Origin of the sequence: Nonomuraea sp. NPDC050227, assembly GCF_044459705.1 — a bacterium.
Taxonomy (GTDB): Bacteria; Actinomycetota; Actinomycetes; order Streptosporangiales; family Streptosporangiaceae; genus Nonomuraea.
On the sequence record NZ_JBITJF010000013.1, the window covers coordinates 328791 to 353014 of the forward strand.

At 71.5% G+C, this 24224-nt stretch carries 19 protein-coding genes; 11 read left to right on the plus strand and 8 right to left on the minus strand.

What is annotated here, in order from left to right; translation table 11 throughout:
- Positions 1-213: 213 nt before the first annotated feature.
- The 4 genes from ACIBK9_RS41290 (at position 214) to ACIBK9_RS41305 (ending at position 4283) form a co-directional block, all read left to right on the plus strand.
- A complete protein-coding gene (locus tag ACIBK9_RS41290) occupies positions 214-1683 on the plus strand; it encodes a glycoside hydrolase family 13 protein (RefSeq protein WP_397164341.1) in 1470 nt (489 codons plus the stop codon).
- Positions 1680-2705 (plus strand): LacI family DNA-binding transcriptional regulator, encoded by a 1026-nt coding sequence (locus ACIBK9_RS41295; protein WP_352328468.1) that lies wholly within the window; start codon positions 1680-1682, stop codon positions 2703-2705. Before ACIBK9_RS41290 ends, ACIBK9_RS41295 begins: the two co-directional genes overlap by 4 nt.
- 48 nt (positions 2706-2753) lie before the next feature.
- Complete coding sequence (locus ACIBK9_RS41300; RefSeq protein ID WP_397164343.1) at positions 2754-3632, plus strand: carbohydrate kinase family protein; 879 nt, start codon at positions 2754-2756, stop codon at positions 3630-3632.
- 84 nt (positions 3633-3716) lie between these two features.
- Positions 3717-4283: a signal peptidase II gene (locus ACIBK9_RS41305; protein ID WP_397164345.1), complete on the plus strand. Its 567-nt coding sequence runs from the start codon at positions 3717-3719 to the stop codon at positions 4281-4283.
- 701 nt (positions 4284-4984) lie between these two features.
- On the opposite strand, the gene ACIBK9_RS41310 is transcribed toward ACIBK9_RS41305, so the two are convergent.
- Complete coding sequence (locus ACIBK9_RS41310; protein WP_397164347.1) at positions 4985-6343, minus strand: PQQ-dependent sugar dehydrogenase; 1359 nt, start codon at positions 6341-6343, stop codon at positions 4985-4987.
- A gap of 229 nt (positions 6344-6572) precedes the next feature.
- On the opposite strand from ACIBK9_RS41310, the gene ACIBK9_RS41315 reads away from it, so the two are divergent.
- The 6 genes from ACIBK9_RS41315 (at position 6573) to ACIBK9_RS41340 (ending at position 12731) form a co-directional block, all read left to right on the plus strand.
- Positions 6573-7178: a TetR/AcrR family transcriptional regulator gene (locus ACIBK9_RS41315; protein WP_358292929.1), complete on the plus strand. Its 606-nt coding sequence runs from the start codon at positions 6573-6575 to the stop codon at positions 7176-7178.
- 254 nt (positions 7179-7432) lie between these two features.
- Complete coding sequence (locus ACIBK9_RS41320; protein WP_397164348.1) at positions 7433-8755, plus strand: MFS transporter; 1323 nt, start codon at positions 7433-7435, stop codon at positions 8753-8755.
- 73 nt (positions 8756-8828) lie between these two features.
- Positions 8829-9743: a sugar kinase gene (locus ACIBK9_RS41325; protein WP_397164350.1), complete on the plus strand. Its 915-nt coding sequence runs from the start codon at positions 8829-8831 to the stop codon at positions 9741-9743.
- A gap of 731 nt (positions 9744-10474) precedes the next feature.
- Complete coding sequence (locus ACIBK9_RS41330; RefSeq protein ID WP_397164352.1) at positions 10475-11095, plus strand: bifunctional 4-hydroxy-2-oxoglutarate aldolase/2-dehydro-3-deoxy-phosphogluconate aldolase; 621 nt, start codon at positions 10475-10477, stop codon at positions 11093-11095.
- A 2-nt stretch (positions 11096-11097) separates the two neighbouring features.
- On the plus strand, positions 11098-11829 hold the full coding sequence (locus ACIBK9_RS41335) for a FadR/GntR family transcriptional regulator (protein ID WP_397164354.1): 732 nt from the start codon (positions 11098-11100) through the stop codon (positions 11827-11829).
- Positions 11826-12731, plus strand: a complete 906-nt coding sequence (locus tag ACIBK9_RS41340; RefSeq protein ID WP_397164356.1) for a D-isomer specific 2-hydroxyacid dehydrogenase family protein — start codon at positions 11826-11828, stop codon at positions 12729-12731. Before ACIBK9_RS41335 ends, ACIBK9_RS41340 begins: the two co-directional genes overlap by 4 nt.
- 291 nt (positions 12732-13022) lie before the next feature.
- Here the strand turns inward: ACIBK9_RS41340 and ACIBK9_RS41345 are convergent, their stop codons facing one another.
- The 7 genes from ACIBK9_RS41345 to zwf form a co-directional block, all read right to left on the minus strand.
- A complete protein-coding gene (locus tag ACIBK9_RS41345) occupies positions 13023-15053 on the minus strand; it encodes a protein kinase (RefSeq protein WP_397164358.1) in 2031 nt (676 codons plus the stop codon).
- A 120-nt stretch (positions 15054-15173) separates the two neighbouring features.
- Complete coding sequence (locus ACIBK9_RS41350) at positions 15174-16310, minus strand: cytochrome P450 (RefSeq protein ID WP_397164360.1); 1137 nt, start codon at positions 16308-16310, stop codon at positions 15174-15176.
- A gap of 212 nt (positions 16311-16522) precedes the next feature.
- The gene (locus ACIBK9_RS41355) at positions 16523-17305 is read right to left on the minus strand and encodes an IclR family transcriptional regulator (protein WP_397164362.1); all 783 of its coding nucleotides are present in this window, start codon (positions 17303-17305) and stop codon (positions 16523-16525) included.
- A 314-nt stretch (positions 17306-17619) separates the two neighbouring features.
- A complete protein-coding gene (gene eda / locus ACIBK9_RS41360; protein WP_352351613.1) occupies positions 17620-18234 on the minus strand; it encodes a bifunctional 4-hydroxy-2-oxoglutarate aldolase/2-dehydro-3-deoxy-phosphogluconate aldolase in 615 nt (204 codons plus the stop codon).
- 58 nt (positions 18235-18292) lie between these two features.
- Entirely contained in the window at positions 18293-19258 is a 966-nt protein-coding gene (glk, locus tag ACIBK9_RS41365; RefSeq protein ID WP_358292894.1) for a glucokinase, read from the minus strand.
- 88 nt (positions 19259-19346) lie between these two features.
- On the minus strand, positions 19347-21299 hold the full coding sequence (edd, locus tag ACIBK9_RS41370) for a phosphogluconate dehydratase (protein WP_397164365.1): 1953 nt from the start codon (positions 21297-21299) through the stop codon (positions 19347-19349).
- Positions 21296-22699, minus strand: coding sequence for a glucose-6-phosphate dehydrogenase (zwf, locus tag ACIBK9_RS41375; RefSeq protein ID WP_387645503.1), 1404 nt, complete (start codon positions 22697-22699; stop codon positions 21296-21298). The genes edd and zwf overlap by 4 nt, the downstream gene beginning before the upstream one ends.
- A 215-nt stretch (positions 22700-22914) precedes the next feature.
- On the opposite strand from zwf, the gene ACIBK9_RS41380 reads away from it, so the two are divergent.
- Complete coding sequence (locus ACIBK9_RS41380; protein WP_397164367.1) at positions 22915-24126, plus strand: ROK family protein; 1212 nt, start codon at positions 22915-22917, stop codon at positions 24124-24126.
- The last annotated feature ends 98 nt before the right edge of the window (positions 24127-24224 follow it).

Sequence of the window (24224 nt, forward strand, 5' to 3'; positions counted from 1 at the left end):
GCGTGTCACCTGTGACGAGGCTGATTGAAGAGGTAGTACATCGCGCCTTAACGCTGGATGTCCACCCTTGACATAAAGAATCTCACCCGCAGGGGTTTCGGCCAGGGGTTTTAGGCGGCCGTATACCCATAAATCCGGATACGAGGTGCATGGAAGGGCTTGCGTAAACTTGCGGCAAGGGCTTTCATGGTGCGGAAACCCGGGGGGAGATCCATGAACATGTGGTGGCGTGACGCCGTGATCTACCAGGTCTACGTGCGCAGTTTCGCCGACGGCAACGGCGACGGCGTCGGCGACCTGATAGGCGTGCGCGATCGCCTGCCGTACCTGGTCGAGCTGGGGGTGGACGCCGTCTGGCTGACGCCCTTCTACACCTCGCCGATGGCCGACTTCGGCTACGACGTGGCCGACTACCGGGACGTCGACCCGCTGTTCGGCTCCCTGGCCGACGCCAAGGCGCTCATCGACGAGGCCCACGGCCACGGCCTGCGCGTCATCGTGGACGTCGTGCCGAACCACACCTCGTCGGCGCACGCCTGGTTCCAGGCCGCGCTGCGCGGCGAGCGGCGCGATCGGTACATCTTCCGCGACCAGCCCAACGACTGGGAGTCGATCTTCGGCGGCCCGGCCTGGACGCAGGTCGAGGACGGCCAGTGGTACCTGCACCTGTTCGACCCCGCCCAGCCCGACCTCAACTGGGACGACGACGAGGTGCGCGGCGAGTTCGAGTCGATCCTGCGCTTCTGGCTCGACCTGGGCGTGGACGGCTTCCGCGTGGACGTGGCGCACGGCATGGTCAAACCGGCCGGCCTGCCCGACATCGGCCACCCGAACCAGACCAGGATGATCGGCCGCGAGCCGGTGCCGTACTTCGACAACGACGGCGTGCACGAGATCCACCGGTCCTGGCGGCGGGTGCTCGACTCCTACCCCGGCGAGCGCATCGGCGTCGCCGAGGCGTGGGCGCCCACCGCCGAACGCCTGGCCATGTACGTCCGGCCCGACGAGCTCCACCAGGCCTTCAACTTCCACTACCTGTTCACCCCGTGGGACGCCGCCGAGTTGCGCGCGGTGATCGACTCCTCGCTCGCCACGGCCGGCTCCGTGGGCGCGCCCACCACCTGGGTGTTGTCGAACCACGACGTCAAGCGGCACGTCACCCGCTACGGCAGCCTGGCCAGAGCCCGCGCCGCCGCGCTGCTGACCCTCGCGCTGCCCGGCTCGGCCTACGTCTACCAGGGCGAGGAGCTGGGCCTTCCCGAGGTGCTCGACCTGCCGGACGAGGTGTGCCAGGACCCGCAGCGGCTGCGCGACCCCGACAGCGGGCGGGACGGCTGCCGCGTGCCGCTGCCGTGGACCCGCGAGCTCGGCTGGCGCGACCCGTGGCTGCCGATCCCGGCCGACTGGGCGGACCTCAGCGTCCAGGCCCAGGACGGCGTCACCGGCTCCACCCTGGAGCTCTACCGCGCCGCGCTGCGCCTGCGCCGCTCCCTGGACGGCGACCTGGTCTGGCACGACTCGCCCGAGGGCACACTGGTCTTCTCCCGCGGCGACGTGCTGTGCACCGTCAACCTGACCGGCGCGCCCGTCGACTTCGGCGTCGCGGGAGAGCTGCTGCTCGCCTCCGATGTCCCCGGAGCAGCCGATTCGGCCGCCTGGTGGAAAGTAAAGTGTGTTCCATGAACGGTCACGCTCGCCTAGCCGACATCGCCGCCCAGGCCGGGGTGAGTGAGGCCACGGTCAGCCGGGTGCTCAACGGCAAGCCCGGCGTCTCGGCAGGCACCCGGCAGGCGGTGATGACGGCCCTCGACCTGATGGGTTACGAGCGGCCGCCCCGCCTCAGGCAGCGCAGCAACGGGCTCATCGGGCTCGTCACGCCCGAGCTGGACAACCCGATCTTCCCGGCGTTCGCGCAGGCCATCGAGAAGGCGCTGACCCAGCACGGCTACACGCCCGTGCTGTGCACCCAGCTGCCCGGCGGCGCCCCTGAGGACGAGTTCACCGAGCTGCTGGTCGACCGCGGTGTCAGCGGCATCGTCTTCGTCTCCGGCCTGCACGCCGACACCACCGCCCGGATGGACCGCTACACCCGCCTGATCGACCGCGGCCTGCCGATCGTGCTGGTCGACGGCTACAGCGAGCACATCGACGCGCCCTTCATCTCGCCCGACGACCGCCTCGCGGCGCGGCTGGCCGTCCAGCACCTGGTCGACCTCGGCCACGAACGCGTCGGGCTCGCGCTCGGGCCGCGCCGGTTCGTCCCGGTGATCAGGAAGATCGAGGGCTACAAGCAGGCGATGGCCCACCTGCTCGGCGCCACCGACGTCGACGACCTGATCTCCCACTCGCTGTTCTCGGTCGAGGGCGGGCAGGCCGCCGCCGCGCAGCTGCTGGCCCGCGGCTGCACCGGGATCGTGTGCGCGAGCGACCTGATGGCGCTCGGGGCGATCCGCGCCTGCCGGCAGAAGGGGCTGGCGGTGCCGGGCGACGTGTCGGTGGTCGGGTTCGACGACTCGCCGCTGATCGCGTTCACCGACCCGCCGCTCACCACCGTGCGCAAGCCGATCGGGGCGATGGCCTCGGCCGCCGTGCAGACGCTGCTGGAGGAGGTCAGCGGCGCGCCGGCCAAGCACGTCGAGCTGATCTTCCAGCCGGAGCTGGTCGTGCGTGGCTCCACCGGTTCCGGTCCGCTGGTCAACCGCTGATCCCGGACGCTCTCTGTGAAAGGCTCTCTGTGAAAGGCCGACCCACCGATGACGCCTGACGTGCTGGTCCTGGGCGGCGCCGGGGTGGACACCACTGTCTACGTGCCCGCGCTGCCTCTGCCGTACCAGGACACCTACCACGTGCCGCCCGTCGTCGACCGCGTCGGCAACACCGGGGCCGGGGTCGCCCTCGGCTGCCACGCTCTCGGGCTCGGCGTCGCCTTCGCCGACCTCGTCGGCGACGACCCGCAGGGCGCGCTGATCAGGCACGCCCTGCGCGACATCGACTGCAGGTGGGGGGTGGCGCAGGCGGGCACCCGGCGCAGCGTGCTGCTCGTCGGCCCCGACGGGCGGCGCACCTCCCTGCACGACCCCAAGGTCACGCCGGGGGAGCGGCTGCCCCGCGAGCTGTACGCCGGTGCGCGGCCCAGGCACGCGCACATCTCGATCATGGACTTCTGCCGCCACGTCTACCCCGACCTCGACGGCGTCCCCATCTCCACCGACCTGCACGACTGGGACGGTGTCGCCGACTACCAGAAGGACTTCGCCTACGGCTCCGACCTGGTGTTCCTGTCGGCCACCGCGCTGGCCGACCCGGCGGCCACGATGCGCGACATCCTCGCCGAGGGGCGCGCCCACACAGTCGTCTGCACGCGGGGCGCGGACGGCTGCCTCGTCCTGACCCGCGACTCGGCCGACGTACGGGCCTTTCCCGCCGCGCCCCTGCCCGGCCCGGTGGCCGACAGCAACGGCGCGGGCGACGCCTTCGTCTCCGGTTTCCTGTACGGCCTCCTGAACGGCCGGACGATCCCCGAGTGCGTCGCACTGGGCGCGGTCGCCGGTGCGCACGCGTGCACGGTCGAGGGCACTCACGAATCCCCGATCACCGAGAAACTGCTGCTCAGCAGGGCGTCCCAGCTCTGAGTGAGCGTGGCCGCTCCGAGTGAGCGTGGCCGTGACCAAGGTTCGGTAGATTCGGGGCGAGAAGCCATGGATTGTGAGGCAAGAGTGTCGGACGAACGCGGCCCGCAGGAGACCAGCCGGGGAAGGCGGCCTCGCGCGTGGATGATCGTGCTGGCCGCGGTGGTGCTCCTGGTCGATCAGGCGTCCAAGTTCTGGGCGATGTCGGCTTTGTCCGGTGGTGAGGAGATCACCGTGATCCCGCGGCTGCTCTCGTTGCGGCTGCTGCTCAACCCCGGCGCCGCGTTCTCCCTGGGGGAGGGCGTGACGTGGGTGTTCGCGCTGGCCGCCGCCGGGGCGGTCGCCGGCATCCTGTACGCGTCCCGGCGGCTGCGTTCGCCGGCCTGGGGGGTGGGGCTGGGCGCACTGCTCGGCGGGGCCACCTCCCACCTGCTCGACCGCCTCTTCCGCCCGCCCGCGTTCGCCCAGGGGCACGTGGTGGACTTCATCGACTACGGCGGGTTGTTCGTCGGCAATGTCGCCGACATCGCCCTGACGGGCGGGTGCGCGCTGCTGTTCCTGCTCAGCGTCCGCGGGATCCCACTGGGGGACGCTCCCGGCGAGGAACGTCTGTCCTCGACGCCTTCGGCGTCCTCGGGGTCCTCGGCCGCCTGATCGAACGGCCGAAGGCCGGGCAGCGGTGGACCGTCGCCCGGCCTCCACCACTACGCGAAGGCCATGCGCCTGACGGAGGCCCATGCGCCTGACCGGGGCCATGCGCCTTACGGAGGCCCATGCGCCTGGCGGAGGCCATGCGCCTGGCGGAGGCCATGCGCCTGACGGGGGCCATGCGCCTGACGGGGGCCATGCGCCTGACGGGGGCCATGCGCCTTACGGAGGCCCATGCGCCTGGCGGAGGCCATGCGCCTGGCGGAGGCCATGCGCCTGACGGGGGCCATGCGTCTGGCGGAGGCCATGCGCATGACGGAGGAGACCGGCTGGTAGGAGGCGTTCACCGCACCCCTGTGCAACGCCGACGCCACGTACGCCGACCTGGCAATGCTTCGCGAGGCCGTCGATCATCTGGAACGGGCCCTCATGCTTCGCGAGGCCGTCGAACACCTCGGACGGGCCCTCATGCTGAACGAGGCCATCGCCCACACCCCGGCCCAGGCCGTCAATCTGGGCAACCTCAGCTGCCTCTACCTGGAGGTGGGACGCCTCCACGACGCCGAGGCCAGGTTGAACCGCTCGCTGGCCCTGTGCCGCGAGCTGGAGCACCGGGCCAGTGAGGCGAACGGCCTGGCGATCATGGGCAAGGTCAGGCACGGCCTGGACCGGCTGCCCGAGGCCCGCGACACCCTCCTGCCCGCGGGTCACGATCGGGGCGTGATGTGCCAGATCGTGTTTCCTGCGTCGTCTGCGACCAGTAGGCGGCCGTTCTTGCCCGTGATCACGCCGACCGGCCGGCCGTACGTGGTGCTCTCGTCGGGGGCCGGTTTGAAGCCGGTCAGGAAGTCCTGGGGCTTGGCGCTGGGCATGCCGTTCTTGAAGGGGACGTACACGACCTTGTAGCCGACCGGATCGCCGCGGTTCCAGGAGCCGTGTTCGGTGATGAAAGCGCCGCCTCGGTAGGCCTCGGGGAACGTGGGGCTCTCGGAGAAGGCCAAACCGAGGGGAGCCGTGTGAGCGCCGAGGGCGTAGTCAGGGCGGAGCGCACGAGCCACCATCTCGGGACGCCGTGGTTGGACCCGCTCGTCTACGTGCTGCCCCCAATAACTCCACGGCCAGCCGTAGAAGTCACCAGGGCGTACACGCGTGAAGTAATCAGGTGCGGCATCGTCACCCAGAAGATCGCGTTCGTTGACGACTGTCCAGAGTGTCCTGGACTGCGGTTCGAGGGCCAGGCCATTGGGGTTTCTGAGGCCGGAAGCCAGGATGCGCTCACCGCTGCCGTCAGGGTTGATCTCCAGGATGGCGGCGCGCCGTCGTTCGGCATCCAGGCCATGTTCGCCCGCGTTGCTGGACGAGCCAACCGTGACGTAGAGCTTGGTGCCGTCAGGGGCGGCGAACAGGTTACGGGTCCAGTGGTTGTTGTAGCCGCCGGCCGGCAGGTCGAGGATCTTCTTCCCAGCGGCCGTGACCCGGGTTTCGCCCAGCTTGTACGGAAATCGCCAGACGCCGTCCGTGCCCGCGACGTAGAAGGCCGCCTGGGTGCCATCCGGGGTCGCCGGGCCGAGCGAGTACGGGGCGGACGCGGCCAGCAGCGCCATCCCGAACGGCTGGTTGAGGTTCTCCAAGAACACGCTGCGGAAGTCGGCCACGCCGTCGCCGTCGGTGTCGCGCAGCAGCGTGATCCGGTTGGCGCTGCGTTCGGTGGTGGAGCCGTCGTTGCGACGCAGCCAGTAGAACAGCCCCATGATCGGGGACTCCGGGTCCTTGGGCAGGGTGGCCGACTCGGCCACAAGCACATCGCCGTTGGGCAACTCGTAGAGCCAGCGGGGATGCTCCAACTCGCCCGCGAACCGCGTGACCATGAACCCGGCCGGTGCCTTCGGCGCTCTGCCGGAGGGCCAGCCGACCACGTCGGGGGCGTTGACCTTGGGGATGGGGAACGTCTCGCGTTCCCCGAGCTGGGGCTCGGAGCCCAGGTGGGCGGCTGTCTGCGGGGCTCCGCCCCGGTTCACCGCGTAGGCCGCGCCGGCCACCGCGAGGACCATGAGCAGGAGCAGCACAAGCAGGGCTCGCATCAGGATCCGGCGTCTTGGGCGGCGCGGGGCCGTCGCTGGCGCTGTCACTTTGGATGTCGTGGACACGGGGGTGTCTCCCAGTGAGCGGCTGACCATGGATGGATGACTGGACGGCACGTAAGACGGCAGCCGAGGATGCTCTCTCCTCGGATAAGCTGTCCGGAGTTAACGGCCGTTAGATTTCTAACATGTGTTAAGCGCGAGGTCAATTCTGATGCTCACCCGTCACAAGATCCTGGAAGCCGGCCTGGAGGTCCTCGAGGCGGACGGCGCTCACGGGATCAGCATGCGTAAGCTGGCCAAACGTCTCGATGTGACGGCGACGGCGATCTATCACTACTTCGACGGGCGTGAGTCGCTGCTGGAGGCCATCGTGGACGAGGTGTGCAGCAAGATCGTCTCTCAGGCCCCTCGTGAAGGGGGATGGAAGGACCAGCTGCGCGGGCTCATGGCCTCGATGGTCCGGCAGTCGCTGGAGCACCCCAGAGCCTCGGTCTGGTCCATCACCACGTACGCCCGGCGCGCGCCCGTGATGAGCCTCCACGAGGCCATCTTCGGGATCCTCCTGGATGCGGGCTTCCCTCCTGACCAGGCGGATCACGTGAAGGGGGCGGTGCTGCGCGTGTGCGTCGGGCATCTCGTCCTGCACGAGGCCGCCGCGCGGGACTGGACCGAGCTGCCCGCCGACAGGTATCCGCACTATCACGCTGTCGAGGCCGCCCGCCTGCGGGCCGATCAGGTCGAACACTTCAAGTTCGCGCTCGACGCCGTCCTCGCCGGGTTGCCCGACCCCAGCAATGAAGGTGAATCCCCTGCTTGACGGCCTTTGGGTCATGCCCTTGCGCGATGTGGCCGCCCAGTGAAGCCGGTAGCCGCACGAGTTAACGAGTGTTAGAGTTCTGCTCGGCTCCGCATCCAGCCGGGCGGAGTCAGGGGGCGTCCCGACGAGGGGAGGCGTGACCATGGCCGGAGGTTTCCCGCTGGGGGAGGAGGCCGGAGGTGGTTCGAGGCGCGGGTGCGGGGTAAGGCAACCGTTGGCGCGGACGCGGCCCAGGAACGCCTTCGAGGTGCAGCGTGACCGAGAGCAGCAGCGGATTAACGACCGCCGAGCACAGAGCCCAGGTGCGCAAGGCCGCGACGGCCAGCGTGGTCGGCACCGCCATCGAGTGGTACGACTTCTTCCTCTACAACACGGCCGCCGCTGTGGTCTTCGCCGAGGTCTTCTTCCCGAAGTCCACGCCGTACGCGGGCACGCTCGCGGCCTTCGCGACCAACGCCGTGGGCTTCGCGGCCCGGCCCGTGGGTGCGGCGATCTTCGGACATTGGGGCGACCGCATCGGCAGGAAGGCGACCCTCATCGTCACCCTTCTGACGATGGGCGTGGCCAGTGCGCTCATCGGCGTGCTGCCGGGCACCGACAGCATCGGCATCGCCGCGCCGATCATCCTGGTGGTCCTGCGCGTCCTGCAGGGCATCGCGGTGGGCGGCGAGTGGAGCGGGTCGGTGCTGCTGTCGATGGAGTGGGGCGACCAGCGCAGGCGCGGGCTCATGGCGAGCTGGCCGCAGGTGGGCGTGCCCATCGGGCTGATCCTCGGCACCGGCGCGATGTCGCTGCTGGCCGCCACGACGGGCGACACCTTCAAGGACTGGGGGTGGCGGGTGCCGTTCGTGGCCAGCTTGGCGCTGGTGGCGGTCGGCCTATGGGTGCGGCTGAAGGTGCTGGAGACCCCGATGTTCGCGCGGGTGCTGGAACGGCGGCAGGTGGTCAGGCTCCCGGTCGTCGAGGTGCTGCGCAGGCATCCGAAGGAGGTGGTGCTCAGCGCGTTGCTGCGTGTGTCGGAGCAGATGCCGTTCTACCTCTACACGACGTTCGCCATCACGTACGTGACCCAGCAGCTCGGCCTGTCCCGGACGGTCGCGCTGTCGGCGGTGACGTGCGCGGCGGCGGTGGAGTTGATCGCGATCCCGTTCTTCGGGCACCTGAGCGACCGTGTCGGCCGCCGGCTCGTCTACGCGACCGGCGCAGCGCTGTTGGCAGTGGTGGCCTTCCCGTACTTCGTGCTGCTCAACACCGGCGTCGTGCTGGTGGTCTTCCTGACGATCATGATCACGCAGATCCAGCACGCCATGGAGTACGGCCCGCAGGCATCGCTCATCGCCGAGAGCTTCCCGACCAGCCTCAGGTACGGCGGCGCGGGGCTCGGCTATCAGCTCGCCTCGATCATCGCCGGCGGCCCCGCGCCGCTGATCGCGACATGGTTGTTGCACGACTACGGCTGGCAGGCGATAGCGATCTTCATGATCGTCGGTGCGGTGGTCGGGTTCGCCGCCGCGCTGGCTCTGCCCGACCGATCCAGGATCGACATCTCCCAGCCCTCCTCCTACAAGACGACCTGAGTGATCCTTCTCTTGTCGTTCATGACGTGATAGCACCGTTGACGGATCCGGAACGACAGGAGATGGGCGAGTCATGAGCGTCGTGGTGTGCGGTGAGGCCATGCTTCTGATGCTGGCCGAGCCCGGCATCCCGTTGGAGCGTGCCACGCTGTTCCGTCGCTCCATCGCGGGCGCGGAGTCGAACGTGGCCGCGGGACTTGCCAGACTGGGTCATGACGTGCGCTGGCTCGGCCGGGTCGGCGCTGACCCGGCGGGCCGGGCGGTCCTGTCCATGCTCCGAGCCGAGGGTGTCGACACCCGGCACGCGGTCGTCGACCCCGGTGCGCCGACCGGTCTGCTGGTGCGCGACAGTCATCCCTTCCGGGCCATCGACGTGCAGTACTACCGTTCCGGGGCCGCCGCGTCCAGGTTGAGGCCGGACGAGCTGACGCCGGAGATGGTGAACGGTGCGAAGATCGTCCACGTCACGGGCATCACTCCGATGTTGTCGGATTCCGCACACCTGGCGACCCTGCGGCTGCTGGAGCTGGCCGGGCAGGCCGGAGCGCTCGTCTCCATCGACCCGAACATCCGCTACAAGCTGGGCGAACCCGCGGCGTGGCGCGAGCGGGTGGCGCCGCTCCTGTCCAGGGCGGACGTGGTGCTGGCCGGTGAGGACGAACTCGACCTGCTCCACGTCGACCCGGCGACGCTGCCTGGCCTCACCGTGGTCAAGCACCGGGACAAGTCCGCCACGTGCGCAGGGTTGCGGCAGGAGGCGTTTACGGTGCCGGTGGCCGATCCCGTGGGAGCAGGAGACGGCTTCGCCGCCGGGTTCCTGTCGGGGATGTTGCGCGGTGAGTCGTACGAGGTGTGCCTGCGCGAGGCGGCGGCGGTGGCGGCACTCGTCGTCCAGTGCGCCGCCGACACCGACGGCCTTCCGGACCGGCCGGGCCTGGATCGTGCCTTGGCCGCCTTCACGGGGCACGCCGAAACGGTCCATCGATGACCCGCGAACCAGCCGAAGATTCTCCGCCGCCAAGAGCGCGATCACTACCGAAGAACCTCCACTGCTGATCACTGATTCATCGAAGTCGTTTTTCTACCAACTACGAGCCTGTCGAAGGTGGTCGAGTACGGAGCTCGAGGCCGTCCACGCCGGAGGTTCGTGACGCTGATGCCGGTCTGCTGATGATGTACATGGCGACGGGGGCCTGCGCTAACTGGCCTCTCGCGCCGTATGAACCCGTTGAGGACGAGCGAACGTGAATTCCGAGTCTGCTGGAGGGGTTTGTCCGGATGGGTGAGGCCGCCATGTCGGCCGCCTCGATGAACGGGGAATCCGAAGACGGTATGCCGAAGCCGGAGAGCCCGTGGAGGGCTGCTGGTTCGAAGAGGGTGCATGCGGAAAGCGGCCATCGAAGGATGCGAGCCTCGGGCGAAGGGACCTGTTCCAGGTTGAGGCGACTGAAGGACATTTCGACGGTGGACCGGCAAGTGCGGTGGAGGCGGTTTCACCTGAAGGTGGGCATGCGTGAGGCGGTCCGTGCGTGGGGTGACGAGGTCGGAGCTGAGGTGGGCATGCGAGAAATGAGTCCGTCCATGAGCTGACGAGGTCGGGATGAAGGCGGTTCGGGGAGAGGCGGGCCGGGCGTTGGGTGGCCAGGCGGGGATCGTGCGTCACCACGGAGGGCGGCTCGCCCTAGCTGTTCGCTGGTGAGGAAACCAAGAAAGGAAGTCATGTACCGCTGGGAGATCGTCCAGGCTGTCACAGAGCAACGCGTGTTCGGCATCGTCAGGGCCGCCACGCCCGAGGCGGCGCTGACGTCGGCCGAGGCCGTGCTGGATGCCGGGTTGCGTGCCGTCGAGGTCGCGCTCACCACGCCCCGCGCCCTCAGCGCCGTGGCGAGGCTCACCGAGCAGCGGCCCGACGCGCTGGTCGGGGCGGGGACCGTCCTCGACCCGGCCGCTGCCAGGGCCGCCGTGGAGGCCGGCGCGCGCTTCCTGGTCTCACCCGGCCTGCACCCTGAGGTGATCCGCGCCGGGCACCGCTACGGCGTGCCGGTCTTCCCGGGCGTGGCGACCCCGACCGAGATCGTTCGTGCCCTGGAAGAGGGGGCGGACGCAGTCAAGATCTTTCCAGCGTCGGGCGTTTCACCCGCCTGGCTGCGCGACGTGCGGGCCGCCCTTCCGCAGGCGCCGGCGATCCCCACCGGCGGCGTGACCGTGGACGATGCGCCCGAGTGGATCGCGGCCGGCGCCGTGGCCTGCGGCATGGGATCGGCGCTGACTTCGGGCGGCCCGGGTGCCGCGGTTGAACGGGTTGCGGCGCTGCTGGCCGGGCTGGCGGGGGCCCGATGAGCGTGGAGACACTACGGGGCCTGCACGGGCAGGTGCTCGACGCGGTCGGCAGGTCGCTGGTGGCCGGGGAGATCCGTGCGGGGCAGGTGTTGCGCCTGGAGGACGTCCAGGAGCGGTACGGGGTTTCCCGGACCGTCGCGCGCGAGGCCGTCCGCGTGCTGGAGTCGAAGCGCGTGGTCACCAGCCGTCCTCGTGTCGGGGTCACCGTACGGCCGATGAGCGCCTGGAACCTCTATGATCCCCAGGTGATCCGCTGGCGGCTGGCCTCGCCGGGGCGTGAGGCGCAGCTGCGTGAGCTGGCCGAGCTGCGCGCCGCGGTCGAGCCTGCCGCCGCCGCGCTCGCCGCGTCCAGGCCCGACCGCCGCGTGCCGGACGAGCTCGCCACCCACGCCCGTGCCATGGACGCCGCCGCTCGTGAGGGTGACAGCCAGGCCTACGTCACGGCAGACGCCGCTTTCCACCGGGTGCTGCTGACCGCGTCGTGCAACGGCATGTTCGCCCAGCTCGCCGAGGTGACCGAAGTGCTGCTCGAAGCCAGACGCGAGCTGCTGCTCCTGCCCGAACGCCTGGAGACCACCGCCATCGGACTCCACCACGAGATCGCCGAAGCGATTGCCGCCGGGCGGGCTGCCGAGGCGGCGCAGGCCGCCGCGGACATCGTCGGACGGGCCCGCGACGAGGTCGAGCAGATCCTGGCCGACAGCCGCGAGCACGTCACGGAGGTACCCCGATGAGCGTCGCCGTCCACGTCGGCCCTGAGCCGGTACCCATGTTGGTCGACGCCGTACGGCGGTCGGGCGGCAGCGTCGTGCCGCTGGAGGAGGCCGAGGCGATCGTCTACTACGGGCGCGGCGGCCCCGAGGAGCTGCGGTCCATGATCCATGACGGCATCCGGTGGGTGCAGCTGCCCGCGGCGGGAGTCGAGCGGTACGCCGAGGCCGGAGTGATCACTGAGGAGCCCGTCTTCACCGCCGCCACCGGCTCCTACGGCGTGCCCGTCGCCGAGCACGCGCTCGCGCTCATGCTGGCCGCGGCCCGCAACCTGCCCCGGCTGGCCAGGGCCGCCGAGTGGGGGAGGAACGAGTCGAAGGAGTTCGCCGGCTCGACGGTCGCGATCATCGGCTGTGGAGGCATCGGGCGGGCGCTCATCAGGATGCTGGAGCCGTTCGGCTGTCCGGTGATCGCGGTCACCGACAGCGGCCGGGCGCCCGGTGCGCACCGGATACTGCCTCGTGCCCGTTATCGGGAGGCGCTGCCGGAGGCCGCGTACGTCGTCCTCGCCGCTGCGACCACGCCGAGCACCAAGGGCATGATCGGTGCTCCCGAGCTTGACCTGATGCGTACGGACGCCTGGCTGGTCAACATCGCCCGGGGTGCGCTCGTCGTGACCGATGACCTGGTGACGGCGCTGCGCGAGGGACGGATCGGTGGTGCCGCACTGGACGTCACCGACCCGGAGCCGCTGCCGTCCGGGCACCCGTTGTGGCACATGGACAACGTCCTGATCACGCCGCACACGGCGAACCCGCCGTCGTCCTACTGGCGCGGCCTGGCCGAACGCGTGGCCGCGAACGTGCGCCACTTCGCCGACGGCGCTCCGATGGAAGGGGTGGTGTCGCCGGAGCAGGGGTTCTGAGGGGGCAGAGCCCTGGGACTCATCGGAACGGGGGAGTGCCCTTGTCGCAAGCCGTGCCTTTTTGTCCCTTGGTCCTGCCTTCTCATCCGGAGTCCTGGCTTTTCGAGTGACGCCGCCATCACACCGCCAACAGACCATGGCCCTGACAGACACGGCTTGGCGTGGGGCTAGCTGGTCGGTGCGAGGTGGTGAGGGGTGGCGATCCAGGGCGGCGTTTTGCCGGGATGTGAGGGTTGGTTCTCGGCTTGCCCATGGCTACTTGGGCTCTGGCGCTTAGGTCTGAGTCGCTGGTTAGCTCAGGGCTACTCGGGCTCCGGCGCTCAGGCCGGAGTCGTGTACTTCGAGGCCCGCCGGCTCGGCGCTTTTCGGCAGGTCGAACACCAGCGTGCCGGTGAAGGACTGGCTCGGGGCGATGCGGACCGGGGTGATCTCCGTGCCGCTCTTGTCCAGGAGCTTGCTGCCGCCGTGCAGAGCCTCGTCCTCGTCGATCAGCTTCTGCTGGCCGGGGTAGAGGACGCGGGCGTCGGGGCCGACGTTGTTCACTTTCACCGTGACCTGGCAGGTGCGGCGGGAGGCGGATTTCGCTGGCTTGGGGCACTTTGTGCCGGTTACCGCGAACTTCAGCTTTCCGTCCTGTACCGGGCCCTCCTCGCCTATGGCGGGGGAGCGGAAGATCCAGGCCAGGGTGGCCAGGAGCACCACGAACAGGACGATCACGATCACCAGCGCGGTCATGCAGCCGGTGAACACGCCGCGCTTGCGGCGCGGAGGCGGGTACCCGGGCAGCGGTCCCTGGCCCGTGGTGTGCGGCGGTAGGGGGGCTTGGCCGGTGGTCTGGTGGTGGGGGAGCGGGATGTTCCCGGTCCGGTCCATGGGAGGCGGCATCTGCGGCGCGCGAGGTGCCGGGTGCTCCGTGGGGGCGGGCATGGGCGGGCGAGGGCCCGTGCGTTCGGCCGGGGAGGGCATCTGCGGCGGACGCGGTCCGGTGCGCTCGGCAGGCGACGGCATGGCGGACTGCTGCCCAGGGTGCTCCATGCCCGAAGGCATGGGGGGCCGCTGCCCCATGTGCTCTGCGGCGGCGGGCATGGGCGGGCGGGGGCCGGTGCGTTCGGCCGGGGAGGGCGCGTGCGGTGGACGCGGGCCCGTGCGCTCGGCGGAAGGCGGCATCGCGGAGCCCGCTCCCGTGCGTTCGGCAGCGGGGGGCATGGGGGAGCGGGACCCCGTCCGGTCGGGGGACGGGGGCATCGGGGGGCGAGAACCCGACGCGGAGGGCATCGGAGGGCGGGGGCCCGTGCGTTCCGCAGGAGGAGGCAGATGGGGGGAGCCCGTGCGTTCCGCGGGTGAGGGCAGGTGCGGAGGCCCCGTGCGTTCCGCCGGTGAGGGCGGGTGCGGGGGGCCGGTGCGTTCGGCGGGTGGGGGCATGTGGCCGAGGGGGCGGAACTCCGAGGGGTTCCAGGCGTTGGTCAGGTGTTCGGTGGCCGCCAGCTGGGCTGCGGGCTCGTCGGCCGCGCCGACCAGTTCCAGCAGGAGCTGCTTGGCCGCGGGCCGGCGCGCCGGGTCGGGGTGGATGGCCGCGGCGACCAGCCGGTCCAGAGGGGCGGGCAGGCCGCGCAGGTCCGGCGGCGCGGTACGGGCCCGCGCCGCCATCACGTACGCGTCCCCCTCGCCGAACGGATGCCCGCCGAGCCCCGCGTACGCGATCAGCGAGCCCCAGGCGAACACGTCGCCGGCCGGGCTGGTGTGCCCCTCGAAGACCTGCTCGGGAGCGATCCATCCGGGCGTGCCCATCACCATGCCGGCGTTCGTGTGCCGGGACGCGACGTGCGTGGAGCGCGCCAAGCCGAAGTCGATCACTCGCGGCCCGGCCAGCGTCAGCATGACGTTGGCCGGCTTGAGGTCGCGGTGGACCAGCCCCGCGGCGTGGATGGCGGTCAGCGCCGCCGCCACGCCCACGGCCGCCGAGTGCAGCACCGACGGCGGCAGCGCGCCGTGCTCGATCAGCTGGTCTTCCAGCGAGATGCCGTCGATGTACTCGGTGACCAGGTAGAGCACCCCGCGGTCCTCGCCGTGGTCGAGCACCCGCGCGGTGCAGAACGAGGCCACCTTGCGCGCGTTGGACACCTCTTCGTGGAAACGCGCCCGGTAGACCGGATCGGCCGTGAAGTCACGCCTGATGGCCTTGAGCGCCACCTTGACCCCGTCGGCGCCCCTGGCGAGGTAGACGGTGCCCATGCCCCCCGAGCCGAGACGGCTCAACAGCTCGTAGGGGCCGATCGCCGGCGGATCCTCAGGCTTCAGCGGAGTGCCTGCCGAGCGCCCCACGGTCGCCGTCCTCTCGCCGTCGTCATCCCGTCGCAAACCGAACCGTTTCTTCCGCCGGTACGCCTTTTTCCACCCCAGACTCTAACGGAGAAGCCGCCGCCCGGTGGCGACGAAGCCCGGTCAGCTCTGGCCCGGACGCCGCTTCAGCGGGCGCATCGTCACCCGCAGGCGGGCGGCGTTGAGCGTCTGGGGCAGCGGGCGGTGCGGGGACAGGGGCCGGCCGGTCGCCTTCGGGCGGGCCGAGGCCAGGATCCCGCCCAGGAAGGCCGTGCCGACGCCGAGCATCAGGTGCACGCCGTCGCAGCGCGGCAGGGCCCACCATTCGCCGGCGGCGGTGCCGTCGAGCCAGATCTCGGGGGCGAAGGAATCGGCGTAGTGCAGGCGGGGGCTGCGCTGGTGGGGGGCGAACGGGAGGATCACGTGGGTGCCGGCGGGCACCGGGACGCCGTACCAGTCGGTCTCCTCGGTGGTGAGGCGGGACAGGGCCGGGACCGGCGGCCACAGGCGCAGGCCCTCGCGCAGGCAGGCGCGCAGGTAGTCGGGGTCGGCGCGGGCGCACTTGCGCTGGACGGGGTAGGTGGCCAGCAGGGCGAGGGTGCGCATGAGGCTGGCGGCGGTCACGCTGAAGCCGAGCAGCCAGAACGCCGCCTGCCGCAGGCCGCGCGCCTCCGGCCCGCTGGTCTCGGCGAGCAGACCGGCGAGGGTGCCGGGCTCGGCGCGGCGCAGGTGGTCGAGGATGCGGGCGTCGTAGCGGCCGGACAGGATCTCCTGGCGGCGTCTGGCCCGCCCCCTGCCTGCCCGTCTGACCTGGGCGAGCAGGGCGCTCAGCTCCTCGTCGCCGGCCGCGCCCGCGCCGTAGACGCACCGCCGCGCCACCCGCTGCCAGCACGACTCCAGCCGGGCGTAGTCGACGACGCCGTCCGTCAGCGCGGCCGCCTCCTGCCGGGCCACTTCCGCGAACGCCGGCCGCAGCACGTCGTAGGGCAGGCCGGCGGCCCGTTCGCGCACGGTGGGGACGAAGGCGGGCTCGGACAACACGCGTTCGGCGTCCCGCTGGGACAGCACCACCAGCGCCGTGCGGCGCGGGCCGCGGACGAGCACCGGACGTCCGCCGTACCGGACGTGCAGGCCGGTCAGCAGGGAGCGGGAGCGCAGCAGGTCGAGGCCGGCCGTCGCGTGCGGCGTGCCCGGCGGCAGGAGGGCGCCGGCCAGGCGCAGGGTCTCCAGCACGGTGGCCCTGTGCAGGCCTCTAGGCACGCGTGGCCTCCCCGTCTCCGGTCGGCGTCCGCGTGCCTGGGGTCGTCCGGGCCTGATCTGGCGGGGTCGCGGGCGCCTCCTTGGTGGCCGGGACGGGAAGGAAGTTCATGGGGTCATGCGATCGTCCGTCCGCCGGGTGCGCAAGCGGGGGTCTCGCTGGGCGGAACGTTTTCGGGACGCGTCCCGTGGAGCGTTCCAGGATTCGGAACACCTCAGGCCACCACCAGCGCGGCCGAGATCGCCTGCGCCGCGCCGCGTACGGTGAGGCCCAGCCGGGCCAGCGGCGCGGACGGGCCCGGCGCCGCCACCCCCACCGACATGCACACGCCGCCGCCCGGCCCGAACACCGGCGCGGCCACGCACGACACGCCCTCGGTGTACTCCTCCTGGGCGTAGGCCACGCCGTACCGGCGGACCTGGGCCAGCTCCCGCTCCAGCGTGGCGACGCCGGTGATCGTGCGGCTGGTCAGCCGCTCGAAGCCGCCCCGCCCGAGCACCTCCTCGCGCAGCCCGGTGTCGAAGGCCAGCAGCGCCTTGCCGGTCGCCGTGCAGTGCAGCGGCGCCAGGTCGGTGCCGTCGGAGCGGGACCGGACGCGGTCGTGGCCGTACAGGCGCTCGACGTAGCGGGCCTCCAGGCCGGCGGTCACGGCCAGGTTGACGGTCTGGCGGGTGGTCTCCTGCAGGCAGAGCAGGTACGGCAGGACCACCCGCCGCGACCCGGGGATGCGGTTGCGGGCGATGCCGGCCATCGTCTCCAGCTGCCGGCCGGGCAGGTAGCCGGTGCCCACCCGCCGGGCCAGCTCGCGCGCGCACAACACGCCCAGGATCCGGTGGGCCGTGGACTTGGGCAGGCCCGTGCTCCGGCTGAGCTGGGCCAGGCTGACCGGCCGGGGCGTGGCGCTCAGCGCCAGGAGGATGTCGATGCCCCGCTCCAGGCTCCCGATCGGCGTCACCGGGCGCGTGAGGGGTTCCTGACGGGCCGTTTCCAGCGGCATGGTGCTCCCTTTCGCTCTCCGAGGAGCGGATGGGGCTTCCCGGGGCTACGGCTTGGCATCCCTTGCCCTACCCCGCCGTCACGCGTCCGAATACCGGTTCGGCGCAGGCTGATGATCTCCGAGTGGCCGGAAAGGGCCAGTTCAGCGGAGGTTTTGGGAGAAAGGTCCAGAGTTGCGGCATATGCGCCCACCAGCCGCGCGCCGTCGTTGACGCGCGCCCGTTCCCGAGTGAGAGAAGGCGTGCGGCGACGCCAAGGCCCACCACCCGTGAACGAGCGCAGGAAAGCCCAGGGCCGCCGTGGCGGCCCTGGAAGCTACCGGGGCAGTGCCGCCGCGGCGGCGGCGAGCTTCTCCACGCGGGCCCAGTCGCCCGCGGCCAGCGCGTCGGCGGGGGTGAGCCAGCTGCCGCCCACGCAGCCCACGTTCGGCAGCCGCAGGTAGTCGGCGGCGCTCTCGGCCCGGATCCCGCCGGTCGGGCAGAAACGCACGTCCGGCAGCGGCCCGGCCAGCGACTTCAGGTACGCGACGCCGCCCGCCGCCTCGGCCGGGAAGAACTTCAGCTCCTTGATGCCGCGCTCGGCCAGCGCCATCACCTCCGAGACGGTGGCCGCGCCCGGCAGGTACGGCACGCCGCTGGACTCCAGCGCCTCCACCAGCGACAACGTCGTGCCCGGCGAGACCAGGAACCGGGAACCGGCCGCCACGGCCGCCGAGATGTCGGCGGTGGTGCGGATCGTGCCCGCGCCGACCGTGGCCCCCGGCACCTCCGCGGCGATCCGCTCGATCGCTCCGAGCGCGGCCGGCGTGCGCAGCGTCACCTCGATGACGGGCAGCCCGCCCGCCACGAGAGCCTCGGCCATCGGCACGGCGGTCGCCACGTCGTCGATCACCACGACGGGGATGACGGGGGCGAGGTCGAGCAAGCTCATCAGAGTCTTCTCCTCATCGGCCGGGGTCACGGCCGTCTAGTGGTGATCAGGGTGGGCCTCAGCCCACGAGTTCGGTGGTGGCCCGCGCGCGCAGCCAGGCGGCCGCGCCGGTGAGCGCCGGCTGGGGCGCGACGATCAGCGTGGTGGCGATCGCCTCCAGGTATCCGGGCATGTCGGGGTTGCCGACGAACCGGGCACGGAAGCCGCTGGTCCGCACCCGTTCCACGATACGGGGCAGCACTCCGCCGCCCAGGTAGACCCCACCCCTGGCGCCCAGGGTGAGCGCCACGTTCCCGGCGAAGCTGCCCAGCATCTCGCAGAACACCTCGACGGTCTCCGCGCAGAGCGAGTCGTCGAGCCGGGCCACGATGTCGGAGGCGTTCAGGTCGGGCGCGGTCACGCCGTTGACCTTGGCCAGCGCCCGGTGCAGGCGTACCAGGCCGGGGCCGGACAGCAGGTGCTCGGCCACGACGTGCGGCAGCCCCTCGGCCTGCAGCACCCGGACGATCTCCAGCTCGCGCCGGTCGATCACCGGCACCGTGACGTGCCCGCCCTCGCCCGGGACGGGCGTCCAGCCCCGGTCCGTGGGCACGAGCCCGCCGACGCCGAGCCCGGTCCCCGGGCCCAGCACGGCCTTGACGCCGTGGGAGGGCTCGGGGCCGCCCAGGGACACCAGGTCGGGGCCCTCCAGGTGGGGCAGCGACACGGCCAGGGCCTCGAAGTCGTTGAGCAGCACCGCGTACGGGATGCCCAGGTCGCGTACGGACCCGGCCCACGCCGAGTTCGTCAGCCGGTAGCGGTCGCCGTCGATCGGCCCGGCCAGCGCCAGGCACGCCGCGCCCGGCCGCGCCCCGCCCGCGTGCTCGGCGAGATAGGCGTCGACGGCGTCGGGCAGCGTGGGGTAGGCGGAGCCGGCCAGCACCGCGACGTTCGACGGCCGGGCCTGCGGCGAGGTGACCAGCCCGAACCGGGCGTTGGTCCCCCCGATGTCGGCGACCAGCCAGGGAAGGTCAAAGGCACTCATCCCACACCTCCGATGCTCACGCCTCCGATGCCCACGACGACGGTGCCGAGATCGCACGCCGTCGTCACCGGAAGGATGCCACGGACGCTCACCGGCCCAGCCCGGCGGCCCGCGTGCCCACGGGCGCGCCGCTCTCCAGGTGCGAGGCGCCCGCCTCGGCGGGGAAGCCCAGCCCGGGGCCGTGGTGCGGCGACTCGGCGCCGCTCACCCCGAAGATCCCGGCGCCCTGCTCGGCGTGCCCGGCCATGCGGCGGAACGTGGCGAACAGCTCGCGTCCCGTGCCGACCCACTCCGCGTCGCTCAGCGGCCGGCCCTCGGGCGTGCGCCGGGCCAGCTCCTCGGCGGGCACCAGCAGCTCCAGCGTCCCGGCGGCCGAGTCGAGCCTGATCACGTCGCCCTCGCGGACGATCGCGATCGGCCCGCCGTCGGCGGCCTCGGGCGACAGGTGGATGGCCGCGGGCACCTTGCCCGACGCGCCCGACATACGGCCGTCGGTGACGATCGCCACCCGCTGCCCGCGGTCGAGCAGCACCGCCATCGGCGGCGTGAGCTTGTGCAGCTCGGGCATGCCGTTGGCGCTGGGGCCCTGGTAGCGGATGACGGCCACGAAGTCCTGCCCGTCCAGCTCGCCGGCCTCGAAGGCGCGCAGCAGGTCGAGCTGGTCGTCGAACACCTTGGCCGGGGCCTCGATCACCAGGTGCTCCGGCTTGACCGCCGACACCTTGCTGACGGCCCGGCCGAGGTTGCCCTCGACCATGTGGATGCCGCCGTCGGCCGAGAACGGCTCGGCGACCGGGCGCAGCACGTCGCGGTCCTTGCTGCCGCCCGTGACCGGCTCCCAGACCAGCTCGCCGTCCACCAGCGAGGGCGCCTCGCGGTAGCGGTCGAGGCCGGGGCCGGCGACGGTCAGCACGTCGCCGTGGAGCAGGCCCTCGTCCAGCAGGTCGCCGATGAGCACCTGCATGCCGCCGGCGTCGCGGAAGTGGTTCACGTCCGCCTGGCCGTTGGGGTAGATCTTGGTCAGCGACGGCACGACGCGCGACAGGCAGGCCAGGTCGTCCCAGGTCAGCACGATGCCCGCGGCGGCGGCCATGGCGACCAGGTGCAGCGTGTGGTTGGTGGAGCCGCCGGTGGCCAGCAGCGCCACGCAGGCGTTCACGATCGACTTCTCGTCCACCAGCTCGCCGATCGGCGTGTACTCCGGGCCGTGGGCGGTGATCTCCACCGCGCGGCGGCCGGCCGCCGCGGTCAGGGCGTGCCGCAGCTCGGTGTGCGGGTTGACGAACGTCGAGCCGGGCAGGTGCAGGCCCATGACCTCCATCAGCGCCTGGTTGGAGTTGGCGGTGCCGTAGAAGGTGCAGGTGCCGGGGGAGTGGTAGGACTCGGCCTCGGCGTCCAGCAGCTCCGCCCGTCCGACCTTGCCCTCGGCGAAGAGCTGGCGGGTGCGCGCCTTGACCTTGTTCGGCAGGCCGGAGGTCATCGGCCCGGCCGGCACGAAGATCGCCGGCAGGTGCCCGAAGTGCAGCGCCCCGATGAACAGGCCCGGCACGATCTTGTCGCAGACGCCCAGCAGCAGCGACGAGTCGAACATGTCGTGCGACAGCGCGATGGCGGCCGCCATGGCGATCACGTCGCGGCTGTAGAGGGACAGCTCCATGCCGGCGCGGCCCTGCGTGATGCCGTCGCACATCGCGGGCACGCCGCCGGCGACCTGCGCCACGCCGCCCGCCCTGCGCACCGCCGCCTTCAGCTCGGGCGGGTAGGTCTCGTACGGCTGATGGGCGGAGAGCATGTCGTTGTAGCTGGTCACGATCGCCACGCCGGGCTTGGCAGCGCTCCCGGCACCGCGCAAGATCAGCTTGTCCTCGTCGGAGGCGGCGGCGAAGCCGTGCGCCAGGTTCGCGCAGCCCAGGTGGGCGCGCGCCGGGCCCTTGGCCCGCGCCGCCTCGCCGTCGCGCCGGATCCGCGCCAGGTAGGCGGTACGGCTGGCCGCGCTGCGCTCGGCGATCCGATCGGTGATCTCCTGGATGACGGAATTCACAGGTCTTCCTCCTCGTGCCAGGCGCGACCGCTGCGGCCGAGCAGTTCGTGGGCCCCGGCGGGGCCGGTGGTTCCTGCGGGGTAGGGCTCGGGCAGGTCGGCGGAGGACTCCCAGGCCGCCAGGATCGGATCGATCCAGCGCCAGGCCGCCTCCACCTCGTCACGCCGCATGAACAGCGTCGGGTTGCCCGCCAGGACGTCGGTCAGCAGCCGCTCGTAGGCCTCCGGCACCCGCGCGGTGAACGTCTTGCCGAAGCTGAGCGACAGCGGCACCGGCTTCAGCGTCACCTCGCCCGCGCCCGGCTCCTTGGCCATGATGTGCAGCTCGATGCCCTCCTCGGGCTGCAGCCGCAGCACCAGGCGGTTCGGCGTGCCGCCGGGGAAGATGGAGTGCGGCACGTCCTTGAACTGCACCACGATCTCCGACCGCCGGTACGGCATGCGCTTGCCGGTCCGCAGGTAGAACGGCACCCCCGCCCAGCGCCAGTTCTTGATCTCGGCCCGGATCGCGGTGAAGGTCTCCACCCGCCGCGAGGCCTCGGTCGTCGGCGTGGAGGCGGGCTCGTCCAGGTAGGACGGCATGCCGCCGGCCTCGGTGTACTGGCCGCGCACGGTGAACCGGTCCACCTCGGTCCCCACGATCGGCCGCAGCGACTGCAGCACCTTGACCTTCTCGTCCCGGATGGACTCGCGGTCGTTGCGCGACGGCGGCTCCATCGCGGTCAGCGTGAGCAGCTGGAGCAGGTGGTTCTGCACCATGTCGCGCAGCGCGCCGGCGTGGTCGTAGTAGCCGCGCCGTCCCGGCGTGCCGACGGTCTCGGCGGCGGTGATCTGGACGTGGTCGATCCACAACGAGTTCCAGATCGGCTCCAGGAAGGCGTTGGCGAAGCGCAGCACCAGCAGGTTCTGCACCGTCTCCTTGCCCAGGTAGTGGTCGATGCGGAAGATCTGGCGCTCGTCGAAGATGGCGCCGACCTCGTCGTTGATCCGCTGGGCGCTGGGCAGGTCGCGGCCGAGCGGCTTCTCCAGCACCACCCGCGACAGCGGGGTGACCAGGCCGGCCTCCTCCAGCTCGCGGCAGAAGGGGCCGAACGTCATCGGCGGGCTGGCCAGGTAGAACACCCGGTCGCGCTGCTCGTGACCGGCCAGCAGCCTGGTCAGCGCGCCCCAGCCCGACTTGTCCTCGCCGCCGACGTCCACCGAGACGTGGTGCAGGCGGCCCAGGAAGCGCTGCCAGACGGCGGGGTCGTCCACGGGGACCTGGTCGCGTACCTCGGCGTCCACCTTGCCGCGGAAGTCGGCGTCGGTCAGCCCGCCCCGGGACATGGCGATGACGCGGGTCTCGGGGGACAGCCGGCCGTCCCTGTCGCTGTGGTAGAGCGCCGGGATCAGCTTGCGCATGGACAGGTCGCCGGTGCCGCCGAAGACGACGAGATCGGCGGTATGGGCGGGGCTGGCGGTCGAGAGGGGGGACAAGGCGAAGCTCCGTTGATCTACCAAGCAAGGACAGAACGGACACTAACGAGAGTTTGGGTCGTGCACAAGCAGGGTTTTGGCATCTGAGATGAAAAAGTCTTCACTTTTCATTACCGAAGCCCATGTGATTCACTGGGCCGATGCCTCGACGTACCGCCGCGACCCTCGCCACGAGTGGCGAGGTGCTCCGCCTCATCCGCACGGGTGAGGCCGTCACGCGCGCCGACCTCGGCCGGGTGACCGGTCTGTCGCGCCCGGCGGTGCAACTGCGCGTCGGCGAGCTGCTCGAGCGCGGCCTGGTCGTCGAGCGCACCGACGCCCCCTCGACCGGCGGGCGGCCGCCGGTCCGGCTGGAGTTCAACGCCGGGGGCGGCGTCGTCCTGGTCGCCGCGCTGGGCGCGAGCCGCACCCGGGTCGCGGTCTGCGACCTGGCCGGGCGCGAGCTGGCCGGCCGCGACTTCTTCATCGACGTCGAGCAGGGCCCCGACGTCGTGCTCCCGCTGCTCATGGACACCTGGGACGAGCTGCTCGGCGACCGCCCCGGCTCCTGCGTCAGGGGCGTCGGCATGGGCGTGCCCGCCACCGTCGAGTTCGCCCAGGGCCGCACCGAGAGCGCCCGGGTGATGGCCTCCTGGACCGGCGTGGTCATCCCGCCGATCATCCGCGAGCGGTTCCCCGTGCCGGTGCTCGTCGACAACGACGTCAACGTGCTGGCCATCGGCGAGCACCGCGGCGCCTACCCCGACCTCGGCGACCTGATGTTCGTGAAGGTCTCCACCCGCATCGGCGCGGGCGTGATCGCCGGCGGCGAGATCCTGCGCGGCGCGCTCGGCGCGGCCGGCGAGATCGGTCACATCCCCGTGCTCGACGGCGGCGGCGTGTTGTGCCGCTGCGGCAACACCGACTGCGTCGACTCCGTCGCCAGCGGCACCGCGCTGCTGCGCGACCTGCGCGAGGCGGGCAAGGACGTCGGCACCATCGCCGACGTGACCGCGCTGGTGCGCGCGGGCGACGCCGAGACGATGGCCATCGTGCGCACGGCCGGCCGCCGCATCGGCGAGGTGCTGGCCGGGGCGGTCAACATCCTCAACCCCTCGGTCGTGGTGCTCGGCGGCGACATGGCCGAGGCGTTCGGCCCGCTGGTGTCGAGCATCCGCGAGGTCGTCTACCGCCGCTCCACCGCCCTGGCCACCCGGCGGCTGCGCATCGAGCCGAGCCGGCTCGGCGCGGGCGCGGGCATCAGTGGCTGCGCGGTGATGGTGCTCGACCACGTGCTCTCGCCCGAGGCGGTCGACGAGACGATGACGGTCTCGACGCTGCGCCGCGAGCGCGGCCTGGCCGGCGCCGGCTAGAGGCAATGCCGGGAAGTTAAGGGCTTTGGGCTGCTGTCAACTGGTGTTCGGTGAGGATGTTGATGGTGGTGCTCGCGCGGTGGTTGGTGCGGTCGACG